The sequence below is a fragment of the Pseudomonas purpurea genome (assembly GCF_039908635.1).
Taxonomy (GTDB): Bacteria; Pseudomonadota; Gammaproteobacteria; order Pseudomonadales; family Pseudomonadaceae; genus Aquipseudomonas; species Aquipseudomonas purpurea.
In genome coordinates, this window is sequence record NZ_CP150918.1 from 2,534,825 (window position 1) to 2,550,233 (window position 15,409).

The window sequence follows — 15,409 nt, forward strand, 5'->3', positions numbered from 1 at the left end:
CCGTGCCGGCGTTTAGCCTATTGGAAAAAGGAGATCTTTAATGATCATCAAACCGCGTGTACGTGGCTTCATCTGCGTGACAACTCACCCGGTTGGCTGTGAAGCCAACGTCAAGCAACAGATTGACTACGTGACCGAACAAGGCCCTGTCACTGACGGGCCGAAGAACGTTCTGGTGATCGGCGCATCGACCGGCTACGGCCTGGCCGCGCGCATCAGCGCAGCGTTTGGCAGCGGCGCCAATACGCTGGGCGTGTTCTTTGAACGTGAAAGCGCCGAAGGCAAACTCGGCACGGCCGGCTGGTACAACAGCGCCGCCTTTCACACATTCGCCGAGGCCAAGGGCCTGTATGCCAAGAGCATCAACGGCGATGCGTTCTCCGACGAAGTCAAACGCCTGACCATTGAAACCATCAAGCGTGACATGGGCAAAGTCGACCTGGTGGTCTACAGCCTCGCAGCCCCGCGACGCACCCACCCTAAAACCGGTGAAGTGTTCAGCTCGACACTCAAGCCATTGGGCAAGTCGATCGAAATGCGTGGCCTGGATACCGACAAGGAAGTGGTCAAGGTCACGACCCTGGAGCCTGCCACTCAGAGCGAAATTGACGGCACTGTCGCGGTAATGGGTGGCGAAGACTGGCAAATGTGGATCGACGCACTGCTTGAAGCCGACGTGTTGGCCGAAGGCGCCAAAACGACCGCGTTCACCTACCTGGGCGAGAAACTGACCCACGACATCTACTGGAACGGCTCCATTGGCGCAGCCAAGAAGGACCTGGACCAGAAAGTCCTGAACATTCGTGATCAACTGGCCACGCTGGGCGGTGATGCACGTGTGTCGGTACTCAAGGCCGTGGTGACCCAGGCCAGCTCCGCGATCCCGGTCATGCCGCTGTATCTGTCGCTGCTGTTCAAAATCATGAAAGAGCAAGGCACCCACGAAGGTTGCATCGAGCAGGTGTACGGTTTGTTCAAGGACAGCCTGTACTCGTCGTCGCCAGTGATCGATGCCGAGGGCCGCTTGCGCGCCGACTACAAGGAACTGCAACCGGAAGTTCAAGAGCGCGTGCAGGAGTTCTGGAATCAGGTCAGCAACGAAAACCTCTACGAACTCACCGACTTTGTCGGTTACAAGACCGAGTTCCTGCGTCTTTTCGGGTTTGAAATTCCAGGCGTGGACTACGAGGCCGACGTTGAGCCGAATGTGCGGATCACCAACCTGATCCAGGCGTGATAACGCGCCAGGGGCAGGGCCTGTGACGGCGCAGACTCAAAGAAAGGAATCACCGATGCGCGAACGCAAGTCAGCAAGACTGCTCGTCGTCAGCCCGGCCCGCAAGGTGCTGCTGTTCCGCTTCCTGCACAAGGATGGAGCCCTTGCCGGGCACGACTATTGGGCCACGCCCGGTGGCGGCCTCGAAGACGGTGAAACGTTTGAGGTCGCTGCTGTTCGTGAGTTGCTTGAAGAAACAGGCATTCAGGTTCATGCGGTGGGTACATCTGTCGCTGAACGGGTGTTCCCGATGATGCTGCCCAGCGGTGAAATGGTCAGGTCCGTCGAGCGGTATTTTGTCGTACGTGCCGCCGATGAACGGCTTTCAAACAGTGGCTGGACGGCGAGCGAAGTCCAGGTCATGGCCGATCATCAGTGGTGGTCTGAATCAGACCTGCGGCAGACTCGGGACGTGGTATGGCCCGAAAACCTGATTGACATGCTGGAACGCGCCGCAGCTTTCCAGCGAGATTAGTCGACCCCGCCATCCGGCCACTCCTGTGTGGCTGGGTGACGACTCACTCAAGTATTTTCAGATTTCCTGCCGGGCGTTGCGGCAGGCCTCATGCCAGTTGTCGCTTGGCTGGGCGCCTGACGGATACCAGTAAAAACCACACTCCAGTCCACCGTCATCCTCGGTATGCCATTCTCTGGATTCCGGACGAAGCCGTGAACGTGTTGCGCCAGGCACGGGCCTTTCTGTGCTGCCTATACTCACATCAGCGTGGTCGTCAGCGCAGGGTGTCGGGTTCGCCGGGCGTTGGCCTGGACTGCGGTCGAATCTCTTTCGGGGGGCTGCGATCTTGCGCCAGCGTTCCTTGATCGTTGCCTTGTTGGTGGTGTTGGCGGGATGCGCCAGCCCTCATCACACCCTCGAAAAAACCGCGCCAGTGGTGGTGTCCCCAAGCACCTGGCGGCAGGTTGACCGGGAAATCGTCACGGCCTCGCACTCTGCAACCAGCCAGGCAAAGGAGTATGCACACGGCACCATGGAGTACTGGCGCACCCGAGTCTTTGAACAGACTGAAGAGCGCTTCATTCCGTGGTTCAGCAGTTACTGGACTCAGGAGTGGCTGGAAATCAAGGTGAGCTGGTACGCGCTGAGCGCTTCGGGTGAGAGTGACCGGTCGGCGACGCGTTTGGCGGCTTACTTGCAGGAGCAGTACAACGACCGTGTACTGGCACCCGTCGCCGTTGAGATAGACCCGGACGCGATCATGGCACAGACGACGGAGTTCTATGTCCAGTTGCTGGGCAAGCAGTTGCAGGATATCGCTCAGCGCTACCGACTCCCGGCGGATCAATTCAATCGGCGACTCAATGACGTTCCAGCGATTGCACTGGCGCCACCTCCCACCTACAACGCTTCGCTCTATCAGCTCGTTCATGCCGAGCCGCTGGCCAAACTGCCGGCCTATCAGGCGCTGATGGCGCGGATACTGGTGTCTGCGGGCGGTACGGAGGTCGGCGCATCGCAGGCCGCGATCTCATCCGTGGCGAAACGCACCAGCGAAAAGCTTGAGGCACAGTTTGCCACCCGAGGCATCGGAGGGGCGATTGCGGCTGCGGTGGGTCGGGTCGCCGGCCTGGTCATTTCCGTGGGCATGGCGGGCGTGCGCGCCATTACCCATGAGAGCGAGCGGCCGGACATGGAAGCCCAGCTTCGCCAGAACCTGAGTGCAGCCTTCGACCAGGCGTGGCTGGCCATGCTGCAGAACCGGGCCACGGGCGTGATGGCCGGGGTCAATTATCTGGCCGGGCAGGTTGAAGGTCATTTCGCCGAACCACCACCGTCGGCACCACTTGAGACACCTGTACCAGAAGAGTCGCCGCACCCGGACGCAGAGATGTCTGGCGAATACTGGCGTTCTTGGTGACGCCTGTGGCCGGTCGCCAGAGCCAGGACCTGGCGATGGGCCGTTCATGCCGAACGTGTCAGCTGACCACCTGATAGCAAGGCACATACGCGGCGCCACCCGGCAGCTTCATGCGGTGCTGCGCGACGAACGCTTGCAGCAAACGATCCAGCGGTTGCATGACCGCGACGTCGCCCTTGATCTGGTATGGACCGTGTTTTTCGATCAGACGGATGCCCTTGTCTTTCACGTTGCCGGCCACGATGCCGGAAAACGCGCGCCGCAGATTGGCGGCCAGTTCATGTGCCGGCAGCTCGCGGCTCAGTTGCAGGTCGGCCATGTTGGTGTGGGTAGGGTCGAACGGACGCTGGAAGCCTTCGTCGATCTTCAGCAGCCAGTTGAAGTGGAAGGCGTCGTTACGTTCGCGACGGAACTGTTTGACGGTCTTCAGGCCAGCGGTCATTTGCCGTGCCACTTCAGCCGGGTTGTCGATGATGATCTGGTACTGGCTCTGCGCGGCTTCGCCCAGGGTTGCGCCGACGAACGCGTGTAACTGCTCCAGGTACGGCGCTGCGCTTTTCGGCCCGGTGAGCACGACGGGGAAGGGCAGGTCCTGGTTGTCCGGGTGCATCAAGATGCCCAGCAGGTACAGGAACTCTTCGGCGGTGCCGGCGCCTCCGGGGAAAATGATGATGCCGTGACCGACGCGCACGAAGGCTTCCAGGCGTTTTTCGATGTCGGGCATGATCACCAGTTCATTGACGATCGGGTTCGGTGCTTCGGCCGCGATAATGCCCGGCTCCGTCAGGCCCAGGTAGCGACCGGTGGTGATCCGTTGCTTGGCGTGGGAAATGGTGGCGCCCTTCATCGGCCCTTTCATCACGCCAGGCCCGCAACCAGTGCAGACGTCGAGGCTGCGCAGGCCCAGTTCGTGGCCGACTTTCTTGGTGTACTGGTATTCCTCGGTGCTGATCGAGTGACCGCCCCAGCACACCACCATTTTCGGCTCCACGCCGGGACGCAGGGTGCGGGCGTTGCGCAGCAGATGGAACACGTAATCGGTGATGCCCTGGGAGCTGTCCAGGTCGATGCGCTGGCTGCCCAGCTCATTCTCGGTGTAGACGATGTCGCGCAGGGCGCTGAAGAGCATCTCGCGGGTACTGGCGATCATCTCGCCGTCGACAAAGGCGTCGGCCGGTGCATTGAGCAGTTCCAGGCGCACGCCACGGTCCTGTTGGTGAATGCGAATTTCGAAATCCTTGTAGGCCTCCAGGATCGTCTTGGCGTTGTCGACGTGGGCGCCGGTGTTGAGAATTGCCAGGGCACATTGACGAAACAGGGTGTAAGTGCTGCCGGAGCCGGCTTCGCTGAGTTGCTGGACTTCGCGTTGGGACAGTGTCTCCAGGCTGCCTTTGGGGCTTACCGAAGCATTGATTACGTGTCTTGCGGTCATTCTGGGTTCCTTGAAAACAATGTCACCGACGCAGCAGGCCCTGGGCATCAGGGGCGTGAGCGCCGAAAACGGTCGCGTGTGGCGGGCATTTTGTCCGGCGTTCGGGCGGGAAAGCAAATCGTCAAGCTATTCGTTTTGCGGCGGGCGCGTTGCGCAGTATTGGTCACAAAACCCGCCATTGCCCGAACGTGCCCGCAATAAGCGTGTGTGTGAGGGCATCAGAGGTGATAATGCCCCGCCATTTATCAAGGAGTGCTGAAGCGATGTTCGAGATCAAACCGTTCGATCCCGAGTCTTATCGACGTCAAACGCGAAAGAGCACCCTGGTCATTGTCCTGCTCTTCGTGTCGCTGGCGATGGTCTTGTCGACAGCGGCCGTGCTGGTGTTCGGCGAATCCGGCGGTGACAATTTCCGCTTCAATCTGGGGGGCGTTCTGGCGGCACTGGCGGTGTGCGCGGCGCTGATGCGGCTCAAGTTCTGGTCGCAACCGTGGATGGCGGCGGCCGTGTATGGCTGGCAGCTCAAGCGCAGCCTGATGAAAGTCACCAACGTCATGCATCAGGTGACCGATGCCGTGCAGGCCGGCGATGCAGCCGCGATGAAGTTGCTGCGGTTTTACCATTTGGGGGTGACGCAGATGTATCAGTTGGACGCCAACTCCAGCGCCCTGAGCCAGATGGTCCGTGAAATCGACCAGCATAAAGCGGCCATGCAAGCGCAGGGGCTGGAGGTCGATCAGAACCGTCTGGACCCCGCCTGGCTGGAATCGGTGAAGCAGGGTGCGACGGCTAAAGACACCTCGCGCTAACCCGGCGTCAAACCCGTACGGCAGCGCCCGCGCCTCACTTCTTCGAGGTTCTGCCGTTGCCGGGCAGGTGCAGGTAGGACATCACGCTTTCTGTCAGCTCGGTCGCCAGTTTCACGGTTTCCTTGTTGCGCGCCATCACGCCTGCGACCAACCCTTCGATCAACGCCAGTACGGCAACGTTGGAACTGGTCAGCACCGGGTGGTCGGCGGCGGCGAACAGTACGTGCTGGGCAATGGGCGTCAAGGGCGAGGCGGGTGAATCGGTAATCGCCAACACCGTCGCCCCGCGCTCATGGGCGAAGCGCGAGAGTTGCAGGGTGTCGAGGGAATAGCGCGGCAATGAAATCGCCAGCAGCACGTCCTTGTCGGTGATGGCGGCCAGTCGGTAGGCCGCGTTTTCGTTGCCGCCCTCCATACTGATCGCGGTGGCGTCGGCGCAGAAGGGCATCAGGGTCGAGGCCGCAAGGCCAGCCATGTAGACGCTGTTGCCGAAGCCCAGGATGTAAATCTTGCGCGCCTGCGTCAGGCAGGTCACCACCGCCTCGAAGGTCTCGGGGTGGTTGAGGGTGCCCGTGGTGCCGAGGTTGCTGGTCGCGCTCTGGACTTGCTCATGCAGGCCGAACGCACCACCGGGGCGGTGCGCCAGTTCGTTGCGCAGCTTGTCCACCGGCGACACCATTTGCTGCAAGGTGGCAACCAGTTCGGCTTTCATGCCGGTGTAGCCCCCCAGGTCCAGGGCCTTGGCCAACCGGTTGACGGCGGCGGGCGAGGTGGACGTTTCGTGGGCCATTTCTTCGATGGTCAGGGTCGCGGCTTTCAGGGGGTGACGCAGGATAAAGTCGGCGACCTTGCGTAGCGAAGGCTGCAAGTCACCCAGTACTTCGGCCAGTTTGCGCATGACCGGGGCGGCGTAGACGGTGGTGTTTTTCGTCGGGTTCGGCATATCCGGCTCAACATTCCTGAAGGTTAGAAGGGACCGTGCCGGGTGCCCTTGGCGTGAGTGCGGGCCAGTGTATCCGAAGCCGACCGTGGGTGTGCAGCACAGCGCCAACGGTCGGCGAACGGCTTACTTCAAGCTGCCGGCCAGAAACTGCTGGAGCCGCTCGGACTGCGGATTGACCAGCACTTCCCGCGGATTACCGCGCTCCTCGACCTGGCCTTTGTGCAGGAACACCAGTTGATTGGAGACCTCGCGGGCAAACCCCATTTCATGGGTCACGACCACCATCGTCCGGCCTTCCTGTGCCAGGTCCTGCATGACCTTGAGTACGTCGCCGACCAGTTCCGGGTCGAGCGCCGACGTTGGCTCGTCAAACAGCATCACTTCCGGTTCCATCGCCAGCGCCCGGGCAATCGCCACGCGCTGTTGTTCGCCGCCGGACATGTGCGCCGGGTAGGCGCCCATGCGGTGCGCCACGCCGACTTTATTGAGGTAGTGCTCGGCTTTTTCCCGGGCCAGCTTCTTGTCCATGCCTTGCACGTGCACGGGTGCTTCCATGACGTTTTCCAAGGCGTTCATGTGCGACCACAGGTTGAAGTGCTGAAACACCATCGCCAGTCGCGAACGCATGCGTTGCAACTGTTTCGGCTCGGCGGCCTTGAGCCCGCCCAGTTTGGTGGGGACCAGCTTCAGTTGTTCGCCATTGAGCAGGATGTTGCCCGCGTTGGGTTGCTCCAGCAGGTTGATGCAACGCAGGAACGTGCTTTTGCCGGAGCCGCTGGAGCCGATGATGCTGATCACGTCACCGGCCTTCGCTTCCAGGGACACGCCCTTGAGCACTTCGTGGCTGCCGTAGCGTTTGTGCAGATCCTGGATTTCAAGTGTGTTCATGGTGTCGATTCTCTTGAGTCAGTCGCTGAGCAGGCGACCCTGGCGAATAGGTGTGCTGCCGGCGACCTTGGCCAGCCACAATCCGGGCTGGGCAAAGCGCAGGCGTTCGCGGGCATAAAGAATGCCGTCGGTGGTGGCGGTCACCACGCTGTGGCGGTCGTTCAGCGGGTCGATGACTTCGAACAGCGGGTCGCCCACCTTGACCTTGGCCCCCAGCGGTTGCAGGAAACTCACCACGCCGGGGTGCGGCGCATAGGCGTATTGCGCGCCGGCGAACGGCGTTGCTTCGCAGCAGGTGGACGGCGCATCCGGCCAGTCGCCGCGGATCAGCCCTTGCTCGGCGAGGTAACCCAGGATCTGCTCGGCGCTGACCATGCACGGCTCGCGCTCGGTGTCGGCCATGCCGCGCAACTCGATGGTGGTTGCCACGCACGCCAGGGGAATGTTGGCCAGCGGGAACAGTTCAGCCAGGCGCAGCCACGGTATCGCGCAGGCTTCATCGAAGGCATTGCCGCCCGCGTCCTCGGCCAACAGCACGGCGCCAGCCTCCAGGCGCGCCGCCAGTGAACGCAGGCGCAGCCAGTTTTGGGGCAGGGCGTAAAGCAACATGATGGATTCGAAGTCGCAATGCAGGTCCAGCACCACATCGGCATCGCAGGCGTGCTGCAACAGCAGGCGACGCAAACCGTCGAGTTCCGATTCGGCCTGCGGCATGTCGGCGATGACTTCAATCATGGCGCGACGGATCAACGCCACGTTGGCGTCGGCGTCATCGCCCAGTTGACCTTTCAGATGTACCGCAACCGCTTCGGCCAATTCCGGGAAGTCACGGTTGAAGTTTTTGCCGCTGTTGAACTCGAAACGGCCCTGATGGGTGGCCTGGAACATCTGGCCGATCCCGATCGGGTTGGCCATCGGCACCAGTTCAATCACGCCGGTCAGCCGGCCCTGTTCTTCCAGTTCCCGCAGACGGCGTTTGAGTTCGACGGCAACGCGCATGCCGGGCAATTCGTCGGCATGCAACGAAGCCTGGATGTAAGCCTTGCGTTTGCCGCTGCCGAACCGAAACAACGACAGCGTGCGTTCAGTGCCGCTGGCGCTCCACGGCAGGACGTAGTGAATGTGCTCCATGGGATTTCCTTAATGTTTGCGTGGGGCCAGATACGCCAGCCAGTGGCGTTCGGCGAGCTTGAACAGACGCACGAGAATGAAGGTCAGGACCAGGTAGATCAGGCCGGCGGTGATAAACGCCTCGAATGGCAGGTAAAACCGCGCACTGACCGTGCGTGCCGCGCCAGTGATGTCGACCAGGGTGACGATGGACGCCAGGCTGGTGGTTTGCAGCATCATCAGCACTTCGTTGCTGTACTGCGGCAATGCCCGGCGCAACGCTGACGGCAGCAGAATCCGCCGGTACAGGGTGCGGCGCGACATGCCCATGGCCTTGGCCGCTTCGATCTCGCCGGCCGAGGTGGATTTGAGGCTGCCGGCCAGCAATTCCGCGCTGTAGGCGCTGGTGTTGATCGCAAACGCCAGGCACGCGCAGAACGTCGCGCTGGACAGATACGGCCACAGCACGCTTTGGCGTACGGCTTCGAATTGCGCCAGGCCGTAGTAGATCAAAAACAGCTGCACCAGCATTGGCGTGCCACGGATGACGTAGGTGTAGAGCCACGCCGGGAAGTTGACCAGCGGCGAGCGGGACACGCGCATCAACGCCAGCGGCACCGCCAGCATCAGGCCGAAGGCCAGGGAAATCAGCAGCAGTTTGAGGGTCAGCACCGCGCCACTGAGGTACAGCGGCAGGTTTTCCCAGATCAGGGTGTAATCGAGCATGGTCGGTCAGCTCCCACTCACAGGTCGGCGGCTTTGATGCCGACCGAATAGTGTTTTTCCAGGTAGCGCAGCAGCAGCAACGAGACGCTGGTGAGCATCAGGTACAGCGCCGCCACGGCGAGGAAAAACGTAAAGGGTTCATGGGTCGCATCGGCGGCGTTCTTGGCCTTGAACATCATGTCCTGCAGGCCGATCACCGAAATCAGCGCAGTGGATTTGGTCAGCACCAGCCAGTTGTTGGTGAAGCCCGGAATCGCGAAGCGAATCATCTGCGGCACCAGAATCCGCCAGAACACCTGGGCGCTGCTCATGCCGTACGCCGCGCCAGCCTCGGCCTGGCCCTTGGGAATGGCCATGAAGGCGCCACGAAAGGTTTCCGACAGGTAGGCGCCAAAGATGAAGCCCATGGTGCAGACGCCTGCCACAAACGGATCGATGTCGATGTAGTGGGTGTAACCAAGCCCGAGGGCGACGCGGTTCACCAGGTCCTGGCCGCCATAGAAAATCAGCAGGATCAGTACCAGGTCGGGAATGCCGCGAATCACCGTGGTGTAGCCTTCGCCCAGGGTTGCCAGCCATTTGAGCGGTGACAGCCGAAACGCTGCACCGATCAGCCCCAGCGTAATGGCCAGCGCCATGGCGCTCAGGGCCAGATTGATCGACAGCCAGGCGCCATCGAGAATGCTCGATCCGTAGCCGTGAAGCATGATGAAGTTCCTCACCCGAAACGCCGGCAGGCGTGCGGGACCAGCAAGAAAAGTGGCGTCGGCGACGGGCCGACGCCAGCGTTACAGGAAGGCTTATTCGCCGTAGATGTCGAACGCGAAGTACTTGGCCATGACCTGCTGGTACTTGCCGTTGGCGCGGATCGCGTCAATCGCGGCGTTCAGGCGTGCGGCGTTCGCGCCATCACCCTTGCGCACCGCAATACCGGCGCCCCGGCCGAAGTATTTCGGGTCGTTGATGTCCGGGCCCACCAGCGCAAAACCATTCCCGGCCGGGGTTTTGATGAAGCTTTCATTGGTGTTGACGATGTCGGCGAGGGTGGCGTCCAGTCGGCCCGACACCAGGTCCAGGAACGCTTCGCTCTGGGCCGAGTACCGCACGATCTCGACGCCGGCCGGCGCCAGTTGCTCGGTGGCGTAGCGGTCATAGGTCGAAGAGCGTTGTACGCCGAGTTTCTTGCCTTTGAGGTCGACGGCGGGGTCGTTGATCACCTGGCCGGTCTTCATCGCGAACTTGCCGGGGGTGTGGTAGTACTTTTTGCTGAAGTCGACCGATTTCATGCGGTCTTCGGTGATCGACATCGAGGACAGCACCGCATCGATCTTGCGCACTTTGAGCGAGGGAATCATCCCGTCGAATTCTTGGATGACCCACTGGCATTTGACCTTCATCTCATCGCACAAGGCGTTGCCGATGTCGTAGTCGAAGCCACTGATGTTGCCTTCCGGGGTCTTGAAGGAGAAGGGTGGGTAAGCCGCTTCGATCCCGATCCGCAGACTGTCTTCGTCGGCGTGGGCCAGGCTGCCGAAGGCGCAAAGTGCCAGTGCAGCGAGAAGTCCGGTCTTGTTCATATTGTTGACTCCTGGGTAAGGCGTAGAGGGCTGATCCGGGTAAAACCCCGGCGTGGGTGTTTTACGGTGTAGCGATCGGCCCGAATTGTTGTTGTGGGTGCCTTCCGGTCTGGCGGGGTGTGTCGGTTGTTGCGTTCCAGTGGAGGCTATAAATGACATGTTTTATTTCAGAAATCAATTTAATGAAAATAAAAACGTCACCGCCGGTCCGGACATTAAATCGGCACGATCGTGCCGATTGGTGGGGCGCGCAGGGCTGGCGCGAGGCTAAATGGCAACTGCGCAAGATTGTTCAAGACAGACGCGTGCGCGGCTGACACAGTCAGCAACCCTTTTGCGATGTGTTGAACGTTATGTCCGCCACTCTTTTACCTCGCAGCGCTTTTCTGCGCGGCGCCGCTGCCGTAATGCCCCTGTCCCTGGCGACCGCGCCGTGGGGATTGCTGGCAGGTTCCATGGCCATCGAGGCCGACCTCACCCCCCTGCAAGGCCAGGGCCTGTCGAGCATTGTGTTTGCCGGTGCGGCGCAACTGGTTGCCATCGGTATGCTCAAGGGCGGCGCGGGGATTTTCTCTATCCTGCTCACCACCGTGCTGCTGACGTCGCAGCATCTGCTCTATGGCATGAGCATGCGCCCGGTGATTTCCGGGTTGCCGGGACGCTGGCGGGCGGGGCTGGGTTTTCTGCTCACCGACGAGTTGTTCGCGCTCACCAGCCAGCATGACAAGCAGCAATTCAACCGCTGGTATGCGCTGGGGGTCGGCCTGACCTTTTACGTGGCATGGAACCTCTTCACCCTGGCGGGCATTGTGCTGGGCAGCAGCATTCCGGGCCTTGAACACCTGGGGCTGGACTTCTCGATTGCGGCCACGTTTATCGCGCTGATCACGCCTGTGGTGCGTAACGTGCCCACGGTGGTTTGTGTGGCGGTGTCACTGTTTTGCTCGGTGCTGTTCACCTATTGGCAATGGGGTTCAGCGCTGGTCCTGGCCGGGTTGCTTGGCATGAGCGCCGGGTTTGTCTGCAACAAGTTTTATGGAGCGCGCACATGATGGTCTGGGCTGTCATCGTCGGGATGGGGTTGCTGGTGTTCCTGAACCGCTACGTCTTTTTGGAACCCCGGCTGCCGGTGCGCCTGAGCAGCAACGCACGGCAATTTCTCGGCTTCGCCGTGCCAGGCATGCTCACGGCCATTTGCGGCCCCATCGTGTTCATGCCCGACCACCAATTGAACCTGCATTACGACAATCCGTACCTGCTCAGTTCGCTGGTCGCCATCGGCCTGGTGCTCTACACCCGCAGTACCTTGATCAGCATGTTGTTGAGCATGGGGTTCTTCTTTGTGTTGCGGTGGTGGTTGTGAGCGGGGTGTATCGGACATGGCGTCAGGTCACCCTGGCGGGAACGGACTAAACTCATTGATCTGCACACACGGGAACACCTGCTGTGTGTTGTTGATCTCGAACGCGTTGTTGTTCGAGCGCTCGTGGTTCAGGCGACGGCCCGCAGCATTGCGTCCGCCGACCTGGTCATCCAACCGGCCACACTGTCGAGCGGAAACCCTCCCGGGAGGTGGCCTTGCTACAGGAGGACACGCCATGGACGAGGCCAAACTTAACGATTTCATGGGTAAACTGGTGAGCGACATGGGCGCAGCGGCGCTGCTCGCCAATGTCATCCTCGGCGAAGAGCTGGGGCTTTACCGGGCAATGGCCGACAGTCAACCCATCACGCCCGAAGCACTGGCCAGCAAGACCGGTTGCAACGCCCGGTTGCTCCGCGAGTGGCTAAGCGCTCACGCGGCGGCGGGATACATGGAACACCTGGACGGCCAATTCCGCCTGCCGGAAGAACAGGCCCTCGCCCTGGCCATCGAGGACTCGCCGGTGTATGTCGCGGGCGGTGCGGTGGTGATCGCGGCGCTGTTTCATGACAAGGACAAACTGGTCGCCGCCATGCGTGGCAATGGCGCCCTGGCGTGGGGCGATCACCATCCGTGCATGTTCAGCGGCACCGAACGTTTCTTCAGGCCCGGCTACCGGGCGCATCTGGTCGCCGAGTGGCTGCCGGCCCTTGAAGGCGTGGTCGACAAGCTTGAGGCGGGCGCCAAGGTGGCAGACGTCGGCTGCGGCCACGGCGCTTCGACGGTGATCATGGCGCAGGCATTCCCGGCATCGAGCTTCGTGGGTTTCGACTACCACGCGCCGTCTATCAGCACCGCCACCCAACGTGCGCAGGAGGGCGGGGTGGAAGACCGGGCAACTTTCGTCAAAGGCACGGCCAAGGACTATCCCGGCAACGACTACGACCTGATCTGTTACTTCGATTGCCTCCACGACATGGGCGATCCGGTCGGCGCCGCCCGGCATGCCTACCAGTCACTCAAACCGGACGGCACGGTGCTGCTGGTAGAGCCTTACGCCAACGACCAACTCGACGATAACATCACCCCGTTGGGGCGATTGTTCTACGCCGCGTCGACTTTCATCTGCACGCCTAACTCGTTGTCCCAGGAAGTGGGCCTGGGGCTGGGGGCACAGGCAGGTGAGAAACGCCTGCACGACGTGTTTACCGAGGCCGGATTCACGCATTTCCGCCGGGCGACGCAAACACCGTTCAACCTGATTCTTGAGGCGCGCAAGTGAGGAAGGGCGGCTGAACACACCCTTGAAAAAGGCCCTGAGGGCATGGCGATGCGCTCAGGGCCGATCAGTTGTTCAGTGTTGGAGGAGGCGGGTGCTGCGATCAGTTTTGCGCTGGCTGCACTTGTGTGGGTGGTAGCGCATCAGTTTTGGCGGGTTGTTCTTTTTTCGCAGGCAGGGTCAGATTCAGGACCTGCTGATAAATCGCTTTTCCCCATCCTTGCAGGCGATTGGCTGACTGATGGGCCTCGATGCCCACCCCTAACATCTTGATAGCGGTGACTGTCGGGATCAGGAATGCAGGTATGAACAGCAACACCATCAACACGCATCTGAGCTTGACCTTCAATGTTGTGGAGTACTCACGCATGATGAAGTAAACATCCTCCGGGTACTTCACGATACCGTCCTCGAGTGCGGCCAGTATCTGCTGGTCTCCTTCCAGATACGGTGCTTCAACAACAAAGGGTTTGGTTTTCTTGCGTGCAGCGATGCTTGCAAGCACGTCTGCCGCATCGTAGCGCAAGCAAATCACACCACCCTCCTTTTCCTTAAGGTCCTGGAACGACGAGAACTGATAGACCTTCGGGGCACCAGCCTTATAGATCGCGAGAAAGAGAAAAAGAAAAATACCGCTGATCCAGTACAGATAGAGGGTGAAGGGGAGCAAGCTCGTTGCGCCGGAGGCTTTGGAAAAGCTCACGGCAAGCGGCACAAAAGTAAAGGCCACGGAGATGAGTATCACAAGCTTGCTGTTGGCAACCAGTGCTAGAAACTTCCAGTCGTCAACCAACCCGAGATGTTGGGCATGCCATGCTCGAAGCCCTGCTAACAGGGCGACTACCAACATTGGGACCGCGTAAAAAAACCAGGGAATCAGAAGCTCAAGACTCCACTCGAAAACCACATAAAAGATAGCCATGGTCATTAAGGCCGCGGTAATCGCGATCATTATGCTTCGTGGCCAGCGGTCAGAATTTGAAGTTTTTTCTGCACTCGTGCTGTTATCTGTGTGTTCGCCCTTCAGCATTTCTTCTTCCCTGGTCTCGATGGTTTTCAAAGCTTGCGAGTGTATAGGATTTGTTAATGCCCAAGGTCTTGCGCTGCGATGTGCAAGCCCCAGGCCCCGTCAAACGCAAGGGTTCACGGTCCTGAGCAATGTTGAGAAGCCCCTCGCTCGGACGAAGGCCTCAGGCATCGCGCAGAAGATCCTGAGCGTTGAGCAGTGCGTAGAGAATTTCCGGACGTTCCTCCAGGCGGCGGCGGATGGCCGTGGGGATCGATTGGCGGGTTTTACGGCACAGGCCGGGGAGTTCGTCGATCTGGATATCGATGCCGCGCATGCTTCGCACGGTGCTGGACTTGGGGCTCATGCGCAGACGGATGCCTAACAGCTTGTACATCCGGCGTTGCAGGTGTTCGAGGTCGGCCAGGCTGTCGACTTGTTCCAGCCGATCGAGCAGGCGCTTTTCCTCTTGGCGGGTGAGGCTGAGGATGCGTACATCCGCGCCCGGCGTGTCCAGCAACTGCTCACGCTCGCAGTTGCAGGCACCGGGTGGGCAGGGTTGTCGGACCGCAATAGTGGACGTCATGGGCTCCAATCATAGCTACCGGCGCGTGCCTTTGCCGAACAGGTTTTAAACGATCCGACTTGCCGTCACCTCACCGACTCAGAGCAACCGCGTCATCAGCCATTGTTCCTTGTCCCACGCTTCAAACTGCTCCTCCACGATCCAGCCGCGCTTGGCGTAGTAATCACGGCGGTCATGGGTGTGCAGGTACAACTTCGTGATGCCGATCGACTTGGCGTGGGTGCAGATACCTTCGATCAACTGCTCCGCGAACCCCTGGCCCCGTGCTTCGGGCGTCACGTAAACGCACGCGAGCCAGGGCCCAAGATCGTGGCGCTCCGCCAGGTCATCCCGGGCGAGGGCCGCGCCACCCAGCAGTCGGTCCTGATCCATGGCGATCAGGCAGCGCCATTTGCCATTGGTCTGGCCAGCGGTAAATTCGCGTTGCCAGTCGGCCAAGGGTTGATCTTCAAACTCGTAGCGAAATTGCGCATGAACCCAGGCAGACATCGTGTCGCAATGGGTCATGTGATTTTCAAGCCAGTCGATGCGAGACAT

General features: G+C 60.6%; 18 protein-coding genes. 8 read left to right on the forward strand and 10 right to left on the reverse strand.

Annotation, left to right across the window (positions count from 1 at the left end; translation table 11 throughout):
- The first annotated feature begins 40 nt into the window (after positions 1-40).
- The 3 genes from fabV to AABM54_RS11370 all read left to right on the forward strand — a co-directional run bounded on the left by fabV (position 41) and on the right by AABM54_RS11370 (position 3,153).
- Positions 41-1,237: an enoyl-ACP reductase FabV gene (fabV, locus tag AABM54_RS11360; RefSeq protein WP_347905609.1), complete on the forward strand. Its 1,197-nt coding sequence runs from the start codon at positions 41-43 to the stop codon at positions 1,235-1,237.
- A gap of 55 nt (positions 1,238-1,292) precedes the next feature.
- Positions 1,293-1,751 (forward strand): NUDIX domain-containing protein, encoded by a 459-nt coding sequence (locus tag AABM54_RS11365; protein ID WP_347905610.1) that lies wholly within the window; start codon positions 1,293-1,295, stop codon positions 1,749-1,751.
- Positions 1,752-2,079: 328 nt separating this feature from the next.
- Entirely contained in the window at positions 2,080-3,153 is a 1,074-nt protein-coding gene (locus tag AABM54_RS11370) for a hypothetical protein (protein WP_347905612.1), read from the forward strand.
- 58 nt (positions 3,154-3,211) lie between these two features.
- Here the strand turns inward: AABM54_RS11370 and ppnN are convergent, their stop codons facing one another.
- On the reverse strand, positions 3,212-4,585 hold the full coding sequence (gene ppnN, locus AABM54_RS11375; RefSeq protein ID WP_347905613.1) for a nucleotide 5'-monophosphate nucleosidase PpnN: 1,374 nt from the start codon (positions 4,583-4,585) through the stop codon (positions 3,212-3,214).
- 263 nt (positions 4,586-4,848) lie between these two features.
- Here ppnN and AABM54_RS11380 point away from each other — a divergent pair, with 263 nt between their 5' ends.
- A complete protein-coding gene (locus AABM54_RS11380) occupies positions 4,849-5,394 on the forward strand; it encodes a DUF3087 domain-containing protein (protein ID WP_347905614.1) in 546 nt (181 codons plus the stop codon).
- Positions 5,395-5,428: 34 nt separating this feature from the next.
- Here the strand turns inward: AABM54_RS11380 and AABM54_RS11385 are convergent, their stop codons facing one another.
- The 6 genes from AABM54_RS11385 to AABM54_RS11410 all read right to left on the reverse strand — a co-directional run bounded on the left by AABM54_RS11385 (position 5,429) and on the right by AABM54_RS11410 (position 10,638).
- Positions 5,429-6,337, reverse strand: coding sequence for a MurR/RpiR family transcriptional regulator (locus AABM54_RS11385; RefSeq protein WP_347905615.1), 909 nt, complete (start codon positions 6,335-6,337; stop codon positions 5,429-5,431).
- A gap of 123 nt (positions 6,338-6,460) precedes the next feature.
- Complete coding sequence (locus AABM54_RS11390) at positions 6,461-7,225, reverse strand: ATP-binding cassette domain-containing protein (protein WP_347905616.1); 765 nt, start codon at positions 7,223-7,225, stop codon at positions 6,461-6,463.
- A gap of 18 nt (positions 7,226-7,243) precedes the next feature.
- A complete protein-coding gene (locus AABM54_RS11395) occupies positions 7,244-8,356 on the reverse strand; it encodes a succinylglutamate desuccinylase/aspartoacylase family protein (RefSeq protein ID WP_347905617.1) in 1,113 nt (370 codons plus the stop codon).
- A 9-nt stretch (positions 8,357-8,365) separates the two neighbouring features.
- Entirely contained in the window at positions 8,366-9,061 is a 696-nt protein-coding gene (locus tag AABM54_RS11400) for an ABC transporter permease (protein WP_347905619.1), read from the reverse strand.
- Between the two features lie 17 nt (positions 9,062-9,078).
- On the reverse strand, positions 9,079-9,768 hold the full coding sequence (locus AABM54_RS11405; RefSeq protein WP_347905621.1) for an ABC transporter permease: 690 nt from the start codon (positions 9,766-9,768) through the stop codon (positions 9,079-9,081).
- A gap of 93 nt (positions 9,769-9,861) precedes the next feature.
- Positions 9,862-10,638, reverse strand: a complete 777-nt coding sequence (locus AABM54_RS11410) for an ABC transporter substrate-binding protein (RefSeq protein ID WP_347905623.1) — start codon at positions 10,636-10,638, stop codon at positions 9,862-9,864.
- Positions 10,639-10,790: 152 nt separating this feature from the next.
- On the opposite strand from AABM54_RS11410, the gene AABM54_RS11415 reads away from it, so the two are divergent.
- The 4 genes from AABM54_RS11415 (at position 10,791) to AABM54_RS11430 (ending at position 13,283) form a co-directional block, all read left to right on the forward strand.
- Entirely contained in the window at positions 10,791-10,955 is a 165-nt protein-coding gene (locus AABM54_RS11415) for a hypothetical protein (protein WP_347905625.1), read from the forward strand.
- Positions 10,956-10,991: 36 nt separating this feature from the next.
- On the forward strand, positions 10,992-11,690 hold the full coding sequence (locus AABM54_RS11420; RefSeq protein WP_347905627.1) for an AzlC family ABC transporter permease: 699 nt from the start codon (positions 10,992-10,994) through the stop codon (positions 11,688-11,690).
- Positions 11,687-12,001 (forward strand): AzlD domain-containing protein, encoded by a 315-nt coding sequence (locus AABM54_RS11425; RefSeq protein ID WP_347905629.1) that lies wholly within the window; start codon positions 11,687-11,689, stop codon positions 11,999-12,001. The genes AABM54_RS11420 and AABM54_RS11425 overlap by 4 nt, the downstream gene beginning before the upstream one ends.
- A 235-nt stretch (positions 12,002-12,236) precedes the next feature.
- Complete coding sequence (locus AABM54_RS11430) at positions 12,237-13,283, forward strand: class I SAM-dependent methyltransferase (protein WP_347905631.1); 1,047 nt, start codon at positions 12,237-12,239, stop codon at positions 13,281-13,283.
- Between the two features lie 100 nt (positions 13,284-13,383).
- Here the strand turns inward: AABM54_RS11430 and AABM54_RS11435 are convergent, their stop codons facing one another.
- From AABM54_RS11435 to AABM54_RS11445, 3 genes are all read right to left on the reverse strand, one after another.
- On the reverse strand, positions 13,384-14,310 hold the full coding sequence (locus AABM54_RS11435) for a hypothetical protein (protein ID WP_347905633.1): 927 nt from the start codon (positions 14,308-14,310) through the stop codon (positions 13,384-13,386).
- 160 nt (positions 14,311-14,470) lie between these two features.
- On the reverse strand, positions 14,471-14,872 hold the full coding sequence (locus AABM54_RS11440) for a hypothetical protein (protein ID WP_347905635.1): 402 nt from the start codon (positions 14,870-14,872) through the stop codon (positions 14,471-14,473).
- Between the two features lie 78 nt (positions 14,873-14,950).
- The gene (locus AABM54_RS11445; protein WP_347905637.1) at positions 14,951-15,409 is read right to left on the reverse strand and encodes a GNAT family N-acetyltransferase; all 459 of its coding nucleotides are present in this window, start codon (positions 15,407-15,409) and stop codon (positions 14,951-14,953) included.